The 14,381-nt window shown below is 69.0% G+C and carries 15 protein-coding genes; 1 reads left to right on the top strand and 14 read right to left on the bottom strand.

The window, feature by feature from the left end:
* Positions 1-8: 8 nt before the first annotated feature.
* Both RZE77_RS01470 and pyrE read right to left on the bottom strand, forming a co-directional pair.
* A complete protein-coding gene (locus RZE77_RS01470; RefSeq protein WP_319442286.1) occupies positions 9-632 on the bottom strand; it encodes a DUF4124 domain-containing protein in 624 nt (207 codons plus the stop codon).
* A 70-nt stretch (positions 633-702) separates the two neighbouring features.
* The gene (gene pyrE, locus RZE77_RS01465; RefSeq protein ID WP_124958378.1) at positions 703-1,386 is read right to left on the bottom strand and encodes an orotate phosphoribosyltransferase; all 684 of its coding nucleotides are present in this window, start codon (positions 1,384-1,386) and stop codon (positions 703-705) included.
* A 12-nt stretch (positions 1,387-1,398) separates the two neighbouring features.
* Here pyrE and RZE77_RS01460 point away from each other — a divergent pair, with 12 nt between their 5' ends.
* Positions 1,399-2,202, top strand: coding sequence for an exodeoxyribonuclease III (locus RZE77_RS01460; RefSeq protein ID WP_319440378.1), 804 nt, complete (start codon positions 1,399-1,401; stop codon positions 2,200-2,202).
* Between the two features lie 9 nt (positions 2,203-2,211).
* Here the strand turns inward: RZE77_RS01460 and RZE77_RS01455 are convergent, their stop codons facing one another.
* The 12 genes from RZE77_RS01455 to atzF form a co-directional block, all read right to left on the bottom strand.
* A complete protein-coding gene (locus RZE77_RS01455) occupies positions 2,212-2,976 on the bottom strand; it encodes a GntR family transcriptional regulator (protein WP_319440377.1) in 765 nt (254 codons plus the stop codon).
* Positions 2,973-3,644 carry a cysteine hydrolase family protein gene (locus tag RZE77_RS01450; protein ID WP_319440376.1) on the bottom strand — a complete coding sequence of 224 codons (672 nt, stop codon included), beginning with the start codon at positions 3,642-3,644 and terminating at the stop codon, positions 2,973-2,975. Before RZE77_RS01450 ends, RZE77_RS01455 begins: the two co-directional genes overlap by 4 nt.
* A 463-nt stretch (positions 3,645-4,107) precedes the next feature.
* Positions 4,108-5,706, bottom strand: a complete 1,599-nt coding sequence (locus RZE77_RS01445; protein WP_319440375.1) for an ABC transporter ATP-binding protein — start codon at positions 5,704-5,706, stop codon at positions 4,108-4,110.
* A gap of 7 nt (positions 5,707-5,713) precedes the next feature.
* Positions 5,714-6,418 (bottom strand): biuret amidohydrolase, encoded by a 705-nt coding sequence (gene biuH / locus RZE77_RS01440; protein ID WP_319440374.1) that lies wholly within the window; start codon positions 6,416-6,418, stop codon positions 5,714-5,716.
* 5 nt (positions 6,419-6,423) lie between these two features.
* Positions 6,424-7,347, bottom strand: coding sequence for an ABC transporter permease (locus tag RZE77_RS01435; protein ID WP_319440373.1), 924 nt, complete (start codon positions 7,345-7,347; stop codon positions 6,424-6,426).
* Positions 7,344-8,405, bottom strand: coding sequence for an ABC transporter permease (locus RZE77_RS01430; protein WP_319440372.1), 1,062 nt, complete (start codon positions 8,403-8,405; stop codon positions 7,344-7,346). The genes RZE77_RS01435 and RZE77_RS01430 overlap by 4 nt, the downstream gene beginning before the upstream one ends.
* Positions 8,406-8,430: 25 nt before the next feature.
* Positions 8,431-9,549, bottom strand: a complete 1,119-nt coding sequence (locus RZE77_RS01425) for a BMP family ABC transporter substrate-binding protein (protein WP_319440371.1) — start codon at positions 9,547-9,549, stop codon at positions 8,431-8,433.
* A gap of 48 nt (positions 9,550-9,597) precedes the next feature.
* Complete coding sequence (gene hpxZ, locus RZE77_RS01420; protein WP_319440370.1) at positions 9,598-9,978, bottom strand: oxalurate catabolism protein HpxZ; 381 nt, start codon at positions 9,976-9,978, stop codon at positions 9,598-9,600.
* The gene (locus RZE77_RS01415; RefSeq protein WP_319440369.1) at positions 9,975-10,808 is read right to left on the bottom strand and encodes an ABC transporter ATP-binding protein; all 834 of its coding nucleotides are present in this window, start codon (positions 10,806-10,808) and stop codon (positions 9,975-9,977) included. The genes hpxZ and RZE77_RS01415 overlap by 4 nt, the downstream gene beginning before the upstream one ends.
* Positions 10,805-11,635 carry an ABC transporter permease gene (locus RZE77_RS01410; RefSeq protein WP_319440368.1) on the bottom strand — a complete coding sequence of 277 codons (831 nt, stop codon included), beginning with the start codon at positions 11,633-11,635 and terminating at the stop codon, positions 10,805-10,807. The genes RZE77_RS01415 and RZE77_RS01410 overlap by 4 nt, the downstream gene beginning before the upstream one ends.
* Before the next feature lie 2 nt (positions 11,636-11,637).
* Positions 11,638-12,648, bottom strand: coding sequence for an ABC transporter substrate-binding protein (locus tag RZE77_RS01405; protein WP_319440367.1), 1,011 nt, complete (start codon positions 12,646-12,648; stop codon positions 11,638-11,640).
* Positions 12,649-12,665: 17 nt separating this feature from the next.
* A complete protein-coding gene (gene atzF / locus RZE77_RS01400; RefSeq protein ID WP_319440366.1) occupies positions 12,666-14,375 on the bottom strand; it encodes an allophanate hydrolase in 1,710 nt (569 codons plus the stop codon).
* Positions 14,376-14,381: the final 6 nt, after the last annotated feature.

Here is a 14,381-nt window from a genome sequence, read left to right as displayed (position 1 = left end):
GCTGGCCCTCAGCGTTTGCTGAGGCCGTTCTGGGGGGCCCAGAGCGGCTTGAGGCGCGTGCGCTCCTCGTCGAAGCGCGCGTTGACGCGCTTCTTCTCGTCTTCCTGCTCGCCGATGAAGCGGTTCTGCACCGCCACGCTCTGCGCGTTGTCCTCGAGCTTGCGGCGCACGGCGCCGGGCGCCTTGCTCACGTCGTGCTTGTAGAACTCGAGCTCCTCGTCGACCTTCCGGCGGTCTTCGGCGAGTTCGACCAGGCGCTTCTTCGCGGCCTGGATCACCGCGTCGATCTGCACCAGTGCCTCGGCACGCTCGCGGTCATGCACCTCGGCGTTGGGATAGCGCACCAGCAGTGCGCGTTCGCGGCGGCGCTCGTCGGTCAGGCGCGCGGCCTGCAAGGCGGCCTCGCGGGCGCGGTCTTCGCGCTCGGCCAGTTCACGGGCCGTGTAGGTGGGCTCGAGCCGGCGGCGCGTGGTGCCGCTCGGGTTCAGTTCGCGCTGCTCGCGGTCGATGCATTCGGCAATCGGGCGGTCGGCCGTGAGCGTGCGGCCGCGCGCATCGGTGCATGAATAAATGCCGGCGGCCGGCGCCGGTGCGGGCTGCGCCGGCGCCGCGCCGGCCCACAGTGCCATCATCAGCAGCACCCAGGGGGCTGCGAACGGCCGGGCCGCCAGGTCGAGCTTGCGCTTGGGCACGGCGTCGATCTCAGCTGGCGCCGTAGCGCGCCCGGTAGGCGAGCACCCGCTCGCGATGCACGCCCAGGTCGGCGGCGGCACTGCCCGAGAGATAGTTCAGCAGGTCGTCGAGCGTGGCAATGGCCACCACCTGCAGGCCCAGCTGGTTGCGCACGTACTGCACGGCGCTGTGGTCCACGTCGACGCCGTTCTCGGTGGCTTTTTCCTGCCGGTCGAGCGCAATGGCCACGGCGTGCGGCGTGGCGCCCGCGGCCTCGATGGCGGCAATGGATTCGCGCACCGCGGTGCCGGCCGACATCACGTCGTCGACGATCAGCACGCGGCCCTTGAGCGGCGCACCCACCAGGTTGCCGCCTTCGCCGTGCGCCTTGGCTTCCTTGCGGTTGTAGGCAAAGGGATGGTTGCGCCCGCGCCGGGCCAGTTCGGCCGCCACCGTGGCGCCCAGCGGAATGCCCTTGTAGGCGGGGCCGAAGATCATGTCGAACTCGACGCCGCTCTCGATCAGCCGGTCTGCATAGAATCCGGCGAGCCGCGCGATCTTGGCGCCATCGTCGAAGAGCCCCGAATTGAAGAAATAGGGGCTCATTCGCCCGGCCTTGGTCTTGAACTCGCCAAAGCGCAGCACCCCTGCGTCGAGTGCGAACTGGACGAAATCCTGCGCCACCGCGCTGCCTTGCACACCATCTACAGCCATCGGAAATTCCTTGTGTTCAAACTGACCAGCCTCAATCTCAATGGCCTGCGTTCGGCCGCCACGAAGGGGGTGGCGGACTGGGTGGCCGAACTTGCGCCGGATTGTATTTGCATGCAGGAGATCCGGGTGCAGGCGAGCGACATCGAGGGCCGCTTCGAGGAAATGGCCGGCCTCAAGGGCCATTTCCATTTCGCCGAGAAAAAGGGCTACGCCGGCACCGCGATCTACACCCGCCACGCGCCGAGCGCCGTGGTGGTGGGCTGGGGCGACGCCGAATTCGACGCCGAGGGCCGGTATCTCGAACTGCGCTTCGACACGCCCCAGCGCAAGCTCTCGATCATCAGCTGCTATTTTCCGAGCGGCAGCTCGGGCGAGGAGCGGCAGGAAGCCAAGTTCCGCTTCCTGAAGGGCTTCTTTCCGCACCTCACCGCGCTCAAGAAAGAGCGCGAATTCATCCTTTGCGGCGACATCAACATCGCCCACAAGGAAATCGACCTCAAGAACTGGCGCGGCAACCAGAAGAACAGCGGCTTCCTGCCCGAGGAGCGCGCCTGGATGACCCGGCTGCTCGACGCCGGCACCGACGGCGCGGGCTTGGTGGACGTCTACCGCCTGCTCAAGCCCGACACCACCGCCGAGGCCTACACCTGGTGGAGCAACCGCGGCCAGGCCTACGCGAACAACGTGGGATGGCGGCTGGACTACCACCTGGCCACGCCGGCCCTGGGCGCGCTCGCGCGCAGCGAGCAGATCTACAAGACCATCAAGTTCAGCGACCACGCGCCGATCACGGTGGACTACGACTTCACGCTGTAGAAGGGCCGCTCAGCGCGGCGCCGCCTTGCCCGCGTGCCGCGCCAGGTGCACCTGGTGCAGCGTGATCTTGCGCACCTCCGCCTGGCTGGTCTCGATGTGCGCGCGCAGCAGCATCGCGGCCTGCTCGCCGCGGTTGGCGCGAACGGCCTTCAAGATCTTGGCGTGCTCTTCATACGTGGCGTCGATGCGCGGCTGCTGCGTGAAGTCGAGCCGGCGGATGATGCGGATGCGCTCGGTCACGTCGCCATGCACGCGCGCCATCTCGGCGTTGCCCGCCGCGGCCACGAGCGCGCAGTGAAAGGCCTCGTCCCACTGCGCCACCTGCGCGGTGTCGCTGCTGCGCTGGGCGGCGGGCACGAGCCAGATCTCGGCCAGCGCGTCGAGCAGGCTGCGGTCGACGCGGCGGTCGGCTTCGCAGAGGCGGTGCACCGCGGTGGTCTCGAGCACCATGCGCAGGTCGTAGAGCTGCTCGAACTGGTCGAAGTCGAAGGGCAGCACGCGCCAGCCGCTGCGGAACAGCACCTCGACGAAGCCCTCCTGCTGCAGGCGGAACAGCGCCTGCCGCACCGGCGTGCGCGAGACGCCGAGCCGGTCGCTGATCTCGTTTTCGGTGAAGCGGTCGCCGGGCACGAGGATGAAATCGGCCACGTCGCGCTTGAGCTGCGCGTAGACCTCGTCGGCCCGCGTGCGGAAAACGGTGGCGTCGGAAGCGGGGGCGGGCGAAGCGGAGCGGGGTCGGGCGGTAGACACGTGGGGAATGGTAGTCGCAGTCATTGCCCCTGTCCGAGCGCCGCCAGCAGCGCGCTGCTCGGCGCGGTCCAGCCCACGATCGCGCCCTGCGCGCGGACCATCTCGAGCGTGGCCGCCTTGAAGGCCGGAAAGTAGCTTTCGGTGCAGTCTTCGAGCAGCAGGCTGTCGTAGCCGCGGTCGTTGGCCTCACGCATGCTGGTCTGCACGCAGACCTCGGTGGTGACGCCGCCGAACAGCAGGTGCGTGATGCCGCGGCGTTGCAGCAGTTCATGCAGGCCGGTGGCGTAGAACGCGCCCTTGCCGGGCTTGTCGATGACGATCTCGCCGTCCACGGGCGCCAGCGCATCGATGATCTGGTTGCCGGGTTCGCCCGCGACGAGGATGCGGCCCATCGGGCCTTCGTCGCCGATGCGCAGGCTCGGGTTGCCGCGGTTGCGCTTGGCAGGCGGGCAATCGGAAAGATCCGCCTTGTGCGCCTCGCGCGTGTGGACCACGAGGCCGCCGGCCTTTCGCCATGCCTGCAACGCCGCTTTTGTGGCCGGAACGATCGCTTCGAGCAGCGACACATCGTTGCCCAGCGTTTCACCGAAGCCGCCGGGCTCGATGAAGTCGCGCTGCATGTCGATGAGGACCAGGGCGGTGTTCTTCAGCTCGAAGTCATAGGGAAATGGGTTGGCAGTTTCTATGCGCATGCTGGTTCTCGCTGTTTTCCATGCCTGGGGTTCGGCGATGAGCGGTGTGCCCCTGGCCGGCCGACGTCACCGGCCCTTCGGGCTGCCCTGCGCTGCTCACGACAGGCGGGGTCTCGCCCAAACTCGCTTCGCTCAAACAAGGGCGAGCCCTGATCCGCCTGTCGCTGCGCTGCTCGGCGGTGCCTCAACGGCCGGCCAGGGGCACACCGCTCATCGCCTCGGACGCACCGGGGGCAAACACTCCACCTCGGAGCCCGGTGTGTGGTGCGGGGCGGGCGGCCCCTCTGTGCCGCCGAGGAGCGCAGCGTTTCGCGGATCAGGGCTCGCAGCTGTTTGAGCGAAGCGAGTTCTGCGAGACCCCGCGAAACGCGAGCACCGCAGGGCAGCCGCGAAGCGGCCGGCACAGTGGGGCCGACCGCGCCGCACCGCGCACCGGGCGGCCCCGCAACAGCTGCCAGGGCACTCATGCCGCAACCTTCAACGGCTCATGGTGCCCCCCACCCATGTGCGCCCCGATCACATGCCTCTCTGCCCCCGCAGCCGAAGTCTCGAACACGATCCGCCCCTCGCTCATCACGACGATGCGGTCGGCCAGCTCCAGCAGCTCGTCGAGGTCCTCGCTGATCAGCAGCACCGCCCCGCCCTTCTCGCGCACCTGCACGATGCGCTCGTGGATCTCGGCCACGGCCGCGAAGTCCAGGCCGAACACCGGGTTGGCCGCGATCAGCACGTTGATGTCGCCGGCCAGCTCGCGCGCCAGCACCGCGCGCTGCACGTTGCCGCCAGACAGGCTGCGGATCGGCGCACCCTCGCCCTGCGTCTTCACGCCGTATTCGGCAATCCACTCGCGCGCCCGGTTGCGCCAGAACGGGAAGTTCAGCACGCCGCCGCGCGACAGCGGCGGCCGGTCGAAATCGCGCAGCGCCATGTTCTCGGCCACGCTGAGGTCGCCCACGCAGGCATTGCGCAAAGGCTCCTCGGGCAGGCTGCGGACCTTGAGGCTGCGGTTCTCTGCGCGGCGCGCGCTGTAGGGCTGGCCCATCACGCTCACCCTGCCGGCCAGCCGCGCGCGCTGCCCGACCAGCGCCTCGACCAGTTCGCGCTGGCCGTTGCCCGAGACGCCCGCCACGCCGAGGATCTCGCCCGCGCGCACCGCGAGGCTCAGCCCGTGCAGCGCGAGCGTGCCGCGATCGCCCTGCGCCTCGAGGCCTTCGACCCTCAACGCGACGGACGCCGCATCGGGCACCGGTTTTCTCGCGACAGGCGATGAAGCCGGCGCAGGCGCCGAAGCGCCCTCGCCACCCATCATGGCCTGCGCCAGCTGCGCCGGGTTCGTGTCCGCCACGCGGCAGTGGTGCACCGCCTTGCCGCGGCGCAGCACCGTCACGCTGTCGGCGTACGCCATCACCTCGCGGAACTTGTGCGTGATGATGAGCACCGTGCACAGGCCGCTCTTCGCGAACTCGCGCACATGGCCCAGCACCTCGTCGGCCTCCTGCGGCGTGAGCACCGAGGTCGGCTCGTCGAGGATCAGCAGGCGCGGCCTCAGGTACAGCTGCTTGAGCAGTTCGAGCTTCTGCTTCTCGCCCGCCGCGAGTTCGGATGGCCGTGCATCGAGGTCGAGGCTGAAGGGCGTGGTCGCAAGAAAATTCCTGAGCTCCGCGCGTTTCGCCTTCCAGTCGATCAGCGCCGGTGTCTTGCCGCCCGCGAGCAGCAGGTTCTCGGCCACCGTCATGCCCGGCGCCAGCGTGAAGTGCTGGTAGACCATGCCGATGCCGAGCGCGCGCGCCACGATCGGGTTGGCAATGTCCTGCTCGCGCCCGTCGATCAGGATGCTGCCCTCCTCTGCGCGCTGGAAGCCCGCCACGCATTTCACCAGCGTGCTCTTGCCCGCACCGTTCTCGCCGAGCAGCGCATGCACCGTGCCGGGCTCGACTCGCATCGTCACGCGGTCCATCGCGGTGAAGGCGCCGAAGCGCTTGGTCAGCGCGTAGGTGTCGAGCGCGAGCGCGCCGCTGCCCGCAGGCAGTGCGCCGATGGCGTGGGGCGTGGGGTCGGCCATGCCTTCGTCAGTCCAGCGCAGCCAGCAGTGCCTGCGAGCTGGCATGCGCGCCGAACACGCCGCCCTGCATCGTGATCATCTTCAGCGCCGCCAGGTGGTTGCCGTGGTCGGTGGCGGCCGTGCAGTCCGACAGCAGCAGGCATTCGAAGCCGCGGTCGTTGGCATCGCGCATCGTGGTGTGCACGCACACGTCGGTGGTGATGCCCGCGAGGATGAGGTTCTCGATGCCGCGCGTGCGCAGGATCAATTCCAGGTCGGTGGCATAGAACGAGCCCTTGCCGGGCTTGTCGATCACCACCTCGCCGGGCAGCGGCGCGAGTTCGGGAATGATCTCCCAGCCCGGCTCGCCGCGCACCAGGATGCGCCCGCATGGCCCGTCGTCGCCAATGCCCACGCCGTTGGCGCCGATCTGGCGCGAGCGCCAGCGCTTGTTGGCGGGCAGGTCGGCCAGGTCGGGCCGGTGGCCTTCGCGCGTGTGGATGATGTGGAAGCCCAGCGGCCGCAGCGCCGCGAGCGTGCGCGCGATCGGCTGGATCGGCGCCTGCACCAGCGAGAGGTCGTAGCCCATCACGTCGACGTAGCCGCCCTTGCCGCAGAAGTCGGTCTGCATGTCGATCACGACGAGCGCGGTGTTGCCGGGCCGCAGGTCGCCGTTGTAGGGCCAGCCATAGGGCTCGGCGGCCACGTGGCGGGGAGATGTGGTGTTCGCCATGGGATTCAGCTCCTTGTCGATGAAAGTTCGCCCGGCGCACCGGCGGCGGCCGTGCCGGGCCTGCAGGTGAACACCAGGATCACCAGCGTGAGCACATAGGGCACGGTGTTGAACAGGTGGTAGCCCCAGCCGATGCCGATGGATTGCAGCGCCGGTCCGATGGCGCCGGCCCCGCCGAAGAGCAGCGCCGCGCCCACGCAGCGCAGCGGGCTCCAGCGCGCGAAGATCACGAGCGCCACCGCGATCAGTCCCTGGCCGCTGGAGATGCCTTCGTTCCAGCTGCCCGGATAGAACAGCGTGAGCGACGCGCCGCCGAGCCCCGCGATGAAGCCGCCGGCCGTGGTCGCCGCAATGCGCAGGCCCGAGACCGAATAGCCGAGCGCGCGCGTCGCCTGCGCCGAATCGCCGGCCATGCGCACCAGGAGGCCGGCCCGCGTGCGCGCAAAGCCCCACCACAGCAGCACCGCCAGCGCCACGCCGATCGGCACCAGCGCATTGAGCTGCAGCGCCGAGCGCACCACCGTGTTGTCGCTCCAGAAGCCCAGCGGTATCGCGGGAATCTGCGGCGCCTGCGGCTGGATCAGCGGCTTGCCCAGGTAGAACGCGAGCCCGGTGCCGAGCAGCATCAGCGCGATGCCGGTCGCCACGTCGTTCACGCGGTCGAGCGAGCACAAAAGGCCATGCAGCAGCGCGAGCGCCGCCCCGGCCAGCGCGCCGATCAGCACGCCGAGCCAGGCCGAATCGGTGAGGTACGCACCGCCGAAGGCCGCCATCGCCGAGAGCACCAGCACGCCTTCGAGCCCGAGGTTGATGCGGCCCGACTTTTCGGTGAGGCATTCGCCCAGGCTCACGAAAAGAAACGGCGCGCCCACGCGCAGCGCACCACCGACGATGCCGGCCGCGAGCGCGATCCACTGGTCCGCGCTCATCGCACCACCCCCGCGCCGCGCGGCACGCGCGCGCGCAGCGCGTTCCAGTCGACCATGCGCAAGCCCTCGCTCGCAAGGATCAGCACAAAGGCCATGCCCTGCAGCACCAGCACCGAGGCATCGGGCAGCCCGAGCCGCCGCTGCAGCAGGCTGCCGGCCGCGCCGAAGCCGCCGAACAGGATCGCCACCGGCACGATGGCCACCGGGTTGTGCCGCGCGATGAACGACACCAGGATGCCCGCATAGCCGTAGCCCGCGATCAACGAGGCATTGGCGTTGGTGTGCACCGCCGCCACCTCGACCGCGCCCGCGAGCCCCGCGCAGGCGCCGCCGAGCCCGCAGGCCCCTAGGATGAGCCGCGTGGCCGGCAGTCCCACGAGCTGCGCGGTGCGCGGATTGCCGCCCACCACGCGCACCGAAAAGCCCGAGGCGGTGGCGCGCAGCCACCACCCGAGCGCCAGGCAGGCGACGACGCCGATCACCAGGCCCCAGTGCACGTCCGAGCCGCCGATGCCGCCGATCAGCAGCCCGTCGGCCAGCGCATGGGTCGAGGGCTTGTTGAGGCTCGCCGGATCGCGCAGCGGCCCTTCGACCAGGTGCTTGAAGATGCCGATGGCGATGTAGGCCAGCAGCAGGCTGCTGATGGTTTCGTTGATGCCGCGGTACTGGCGCAGCCAGCCCGCAAGTGCGATCCACAGCGCGCCGGCCATTGCGCCCGCGAAGCAGACCGCCACCGTGCCCGCGGCATTGCCCGGCAGCGGCACCGCATGCGCGAGTGCGGCCGAGGCCAGGCCGCCCAGCACCAGCGCGCCTTCGCCGCCGATGACGATGAGACCCGCGCGCGCCGGCAGCGCCACGCACAGCGCGGCGAGCATCAGCGGCGCTGCGCGCTGCAGGGTGTTCTGCCAGGAGAACCAGTCGCCGAACGCGCCCTTGAAGAGCGTCGCCCAGACCTCCAGCGGATCAACGCCGGCAAAGGCCGCGAGCACGCCGAACAGCAGCAGCGCCGCCGCAATGGCGAACACCGGCAGGGCGAATTCCTTGAGCGCTTGGCGCATGGCGTGCGGGCCTGTGCGGCGGCGATCAGGCCTGGCCGATCACGCCTTCGACCAGGTAGTTCATCTTTTCGAGTTCCAGGTCGGTCTGCTTGAGCACCTTGCCGGCGGGCACCACGACCGCGCCCTTGTTGTCCTTGATGCCGTCCTTGAAGATGTCGAAGCTGCCCGCGACCATCTTCGCCTTGATCTCGTCGGCCTGCTTCTTCGCGGCGTCCGGCACCATCGGGCCGTAGGCCGACATCTTCACGTAGCCTTCCTTCAGTCCGCCGCGCAGGAAGTTGGGATGCGGCTTGCCGGCCTGCGCGGCCTCGATGGCGGTCTTGTAGGCCGTGAGCCAGTTCCATTCGGCACCAGTGAGGTACGCGTTGGGCGCGAGCTTGGCCTGGCTCGCGTGGTAGCCGCAGACCATCTTGCCGCGCTTGGCCGCCGTCTCGACCACCACCTTGGGACCGTCGACGTGCATGGTGAAGACATCGCAGCCCTGGTCGGCCAGGCTGTTGGTGGCCTCGGCTTCCTTCACGGCCATCGACCAGTCGCCGGTGAAGATCACGCTGCAGGTGATGTTCGGCTTGACCGAGCGCGCACCCAGCGTGAAGGCGTTGATGTTGCGCAGCACCTGCGGAATCGGCTTGGCGGCGACGAAGGCGATCTTGTTGCTCTTGGTCATGTGCGCCGCGATCACGCCGTTCAGGAACTGGCACTCGTCGATGTAGCCGAAGAAGCTGCCCGCGTTCTTCGGGTGCTTGCCTTCGGTCCAGAGGCCGCCGCAGTGCGAGAAGCGCACGTCGGGATTCTTGGGCGCCACGGCCAGGATGTGCGGGTCGAAGTAGCCGAACGAAGTGGGGAACAGCAGCTTGGCGCCGTCCTGCGAGATCATGCCGGCCATGGTCTTCTGCACCGCGGCGGTCTCGGGCACGTTCTCTTCCTCGACCACCTTGATGCCGGGCAGCTTCTTGATCTCGGCGGCCGCCATGGCGTGCGCCTGGTTGTAGCCGTAGTCGTCGCGTGCGCCGACGTAGATCACGCCGACGGTCAGCGGCTTGCCTTGTGCGCCGGCGAGCGCGCTCCAGCCTCCGAGGGTGCCGGCGGCGCCCAGCGCAGCCAGGGACTTGAGGGAATCGCGGCGATTGATCGGGCTTGTCATGGCGGTTCTTTCCAGAGGTTGAAGGGAGTGCAAAAAATGTGCCCCGGCTCAGCCCGGCAGGCTCACGTGGGCGGCGACCACGCGCCAGCCGTCGGCCGTGCGCAGCCAGGTCTGGCTCTGCCGGCCGACAGCGGTGGCGCCTTCGCGCCGGAACTCGCAGTTGGCGGTGGCAAAGTCGCGGCCGAAGGTGGTGATGACGGTGCGCAGCAACTCGCGCGGCGGGCTCTGCACCGGCAGCGAGGCGCGAAAGGCGCTGATGGCGGCATGGCCGTAGTGGCTCTCCGAGAAACCGTAGCGCAGCGTGTGCGGGCTGCTCCAGAACAGTTCGTCGAGCACCGCGGGCTGGTTGGCCATGAGCGCTTGCTCGTAGCGCGCGAACACGGCCGTCATTTCGGCAAGCACCTCGGGAATGTTGATCTCGGGCGTCACCGGCGGACCTCGCGCTGGAAGATGTCGAGGCTGAGCTTCTTGGTTGCGACGAAGCTCTCGGTGCTCAGGGTCTCGACCGTGCGCGGCCGCGCATCGCCGTAGCGCAGGATCTCGGCCACCCCGGTGGGCCGCTTGGTCAGCAGCAGCACCTCGTCGGCCAGGTACACGGCCTCTTCGAGGTCGTGCGACACCAAGAGCATGGTGGTGCCGGTCTGCATGAACACCTCCTGCAGCTTCTCGCGGATGAACAGCGTCATCTCGAAGTCGAGCGCCGAAAAAGGCTCGTCCAGAAACAGCACCTCGGGCTTGGGCGCGAGCGCGCGCATGATCGATGCGGTCTGCTGCTGGCCGCCCGAGAGCTCGTACGGAAAGCGCTTCAAGTCGAACTTCACGTCGAACGACGCCACCAGTTCTTCCATGCGGCGGTCGACCTCGGCCTTGCTGCGGCCTTCGAGCTTCAGCGGGTAGGCGATGTTGTCGATGGTGCGCATCCACGGGAACATCGCCTCGCGGTAGTTCTGGAATACGTAGCCGATCTTGGTGTCCTTGCGCTCCTTGCCGTCGAACAGGATCTCGCCCGAATCGATGGGAACCAGCCCCGCGATCATGTTGATGAGCGTGGACTTGCCGCAGCCGTTGGGCCCGAACACCGAGACGATCCGGTGCTTGGGGATGTCGAGGTCGAAGTTCTCGTACAGCGGCCAGCCCGCGAAGTACTTGGTGAGGCCGCGGATGGTGATGTGCGTGCCGGCCGGGCCGGGCCTGAAAACCGGCTTGGGCACGTCGGCATACACCGGTCCGTTGACGACGATGTCGGGCGTGGCTTTCATCTTCCGCTCCAATGCACGATGCGGCGCTCGGCAACGAGGAAGAGGATGTTGAGCGCATAGCCCAGCGCGCCCGCCGCAAGAATGGCCGCATACATGCTCTTCACGTTGAGCACCTGTTGTGCATCGATGATGCGGTGGCCGAGGCCGGTGTCGGAGCCGATGAACATCTCGGCCACGATGACGATCACCAGTGCCATCGACACCGCCGAGCGCAGGCCCACGAAGCTGGGCTGCAGGCTTTCCCACACCAGCACGTCCTTGAAGATCTGCCAGCGCGAGGCGCCCATGACGCGCGCCGCCATCACGCGCTGCTTGCGCGCGTTGATGACGCCGTAGGCGCTGTTGAACACCACGATCAGCAGCGCGCCGAAGGCCGCGATCGCCACCTTGTTGACGTCCGACACGCCAAAGATCAGCAGGAACAGCGGGATCAGCGCAGACGAAGGCGTGGAGCGGAAGAAGTCGATCAGGAACTCGACGCTGCGGTAGGCGCGCTCGTTGCTGCCGAGCAGCACGCCCAGCGGCACGCCGACCACCGCCGCAATCGCGAAGGCCTGCAGCGTGCGCCACACGGTCATCGCGAAGTCGGTGAGCAGCGGCCCGCCCGCGAGCCCCGTGATGAGCGCCGCAACGGTGTCGGCGGGCGTGGGCAAGAGGATCGGCTTGATGAAGCCCAGGCGCACCGCCAGGTCCCACACGATGAACAGCACCACGGGGCCGATGAAGGGCAGCAGCCGGTCGCGCAGCGGCGGCTTCGGCGCCGAGGTGGCGCTGCCATCGGCCGGCGGTGTCCACGGCGCGGCCGTGGTCGTGCTTGCGTCGGCCATGGTCAGGCTTTGTAGAGCAGGCCGTCCACCAGCACCTTCTTCTCGAAGATGCCTTTCTCGGTGAACAGGTCGTAGAACTTCTGGAAGTACGCGACGTCGCTCGGCTTGAACTCGTTGTAGAGCATGTACGAGGCGAGCGGCACTTCGGCCGTGAGGCTGCCTTCGATGGCGGTGTAGCCCTTCATGTGCTGGCGCGCGTCGTCGGGCTTGCTGCGCACCAACTCCACGCCGCGCGCATAGGCGGCGATGTACTTTTTTGCCACTTCGGGGTTCTTCTTGATGAACTCGCTGGTGAGGCTGGCCGCGCCGCCGTGCCAGGGCGCCATCGGATCGCCGAGGATGTACTTGGCGACCACGCCGGCCTCGATGACACGCGTGGTGCCGTTCATGCGGCCCACGGTGCCGGTGGGCTCGAGCGTGTAGCAGGCGTCGACCTGGCCCGCGACGAGCGCGGCCACATGCTGGCCGATGGGAAGCTCGCTCACGGTGGCGCCCTTGGCGCCCGCGCGCTCGAGCATGGTCTTGCACAGCGTCACGTTCTGGATGCCGGGGCCGGACGCGATCTTCTTGCCGGCCAGTTCGGCCACGGTCTTGATCGGGCTGTCCTTGGCGACGATGAATTCGTCGAGCACGAACCTGGCGTTGCTCGGGTTGGTGCAGAAGATCTTGAACAGCCCCGGCTGCGCGATCTCGCCGATGGCGAGGTTGGCCGAGCCCGTGCCGTTGGAGCTGCCGTCGCAGCGGCCCGCGAGCATGCCTTCCATGACCTGCTGCGCGCCCGCGAACTTGAGCGGCTCCACCTCCAGGCCCGCTTCCTTGAAGTAGCCGCGGTCGACCGCGGCAAAGAAGGGCAGGCCCGCGGCCACGGGCCAGAAGCCGATGCGGATCTTGGGCGCGGCCTGCGCGCGCACGATGGCAGGCGCGGCCAGCACGGCCAGCCCCGCGGCGCCGGCCTGCAGCAGTTGGCGGCGCGACGCAGCGGCGGCCGCGGGCGATTTCTCAGGGGTGCTCATGAAGACTCCTCGATCGGTCAGGTTGGAATGGCTTGGGAAGAGGCCGCAGCGCGGCTCGCGATGTAGGCGCGCCAGCCGCCGTGGTGGCTCACGTCCTCGGCATCGGCCAGCGCATGGCCCTCGCAGATGAAGCCGTGCACCCAGCTGCCGTCGGCGAGCTCGACGCTGCCCAGGCCCAGCGGAGGCGGGATCAGCGCCAGGAAGCTGCCGACCTCGGCCACGGGCACGGACCACACTTCGAGCGCGATGGCGGTTCCGCCCACGGCGCTGCGCTGCAGCCCCGGCTTGGGCGGCATGGTGCCCGGCAAGGCGTGCAGGCGGTAGCGCGGCGCGGTGGTGGTGGCATGCAGCAGCGTGGCGCCGCGTTCGGTGAGCTGGCCGTTGAGCGGCATGCCCGAGAGGTGCGCGCCGACGACGGCGATGGGCATGGCCTGCACTGGCGAAGCGCCCAGGCCCGGAATGGGGCGCGGCTCGGGCAGCGGCAGGCCCGTGGCGCCCTGCGGCAGGCCGGTGGCGTGGTGATAGCGCTGGCCCAGTTCGGCCAGCGCAAGATCGCTGCCGCACGGGCCGATCAGCGTGATGCCGAAGGGCAGGCCGTCGGCACGCAGCGAGCTCGGTACCGAGATGGCGGCGTAGTCCAGCAGGTTGACGAAGTTGGTGTACGCGCCGAGGTTGCGGTTGAGCACCACGGGGTCGGCGCGCATCTGTTCGCGCGTGTAGTGCGTGGGCGCGGTCGGCACCAGCAGCAGGTCGATGCCGCGCCACATCGGCTCGACCTGCTGCCCGATGGCACGCAGGCGGGTCTGCGCCTCGAACACGTCGGCGGCGCTGTAGCCGCGGCCGCTTTCGAGGATGCCGCGCACCGGCTCGATCACCTGGGAGCCGTGCGCATCGAAGAACCCGCGCACCGCCGCATAGCGCTCGGCCACGAGCGCGCTCTCGTAGAGCAGCGCGGCGGCCTCGGCCAGCGGCGCATAGGGAATTGCCACGGCCGTGCCGCCGAGGGCGGCGAGCCTCACCTGCGCATCGCGGAAGGCTTGCTCGGCGGCGGCATCGCCGAAGAAGCTCAGCGTGTCGGGCACGCCGAAACGGAAGGCCGCCGGAAACGGATCGCTGCGCAGTGCAAGCGCCCGCGAATAAGGGTCGCGCGCGTCGGGTCCGGCGGCCGCAAGAAGCACATCGACGGCCAGGCCGACCGTGCGCGCGAAGATCGACACGCAGTCCGCGCTCTGGGCGGCGGGCACCACGCCGAAGGCGCTCAGCAGGCCGCGCGAGGGCTTGAGTCCGACGATGTTGTTGAGCCCGGCGGGCACGCGGCCCGAGCCGGCGGTGTCGGTGCCGAGCGCGAAATCGACCTCGCCGGCGGCCACCACATAGGCCGACCCAGAGCTGGAGCCGCCCGAGACGTAGCGCGCGTCGAAGGCATTGGGCACTTCGCCGTACGGCGACCGCGTGCCGTTCAGGCCGCAGGCGAACTGGTCGAGGTTGGTCTTTCCGAGCAGCGATGCACCGGCATCGAGCAGCTTCTGCACCACGGCCGAATGCTGCGCGGGCCGGCGATCGAAGGCCGGGCAGGCGGCCGTGGTGGGCATGCCGGCCACGTCGATGTTGTCCTTGACGGCAAAGCGCAGGCCCGCGAGGCGGCCCGTGCCCGTGCCGGGCACGGGCTGGGGAAAGCGGGCAATCCACGCTGCGGCAGCCGATCCGTTTTCTTCATGCACCATCATCAGGCA

The sequence above is a fragment of the Variovorax sp. SPNA7 genome (assembly GCF_033807855.1).
GTDB lineage: Bacteria > Pseudomonadota > Gammaproteobacteria > Burkholderiales > Burkholderiaceae_C > Variovorax > Variovorax beijingensis.
The sequence above is the reverse complement of the archived record's forward strand: the minus strand, read 5'-3'. Positions and strand labels throughout refer to the sequence as shown.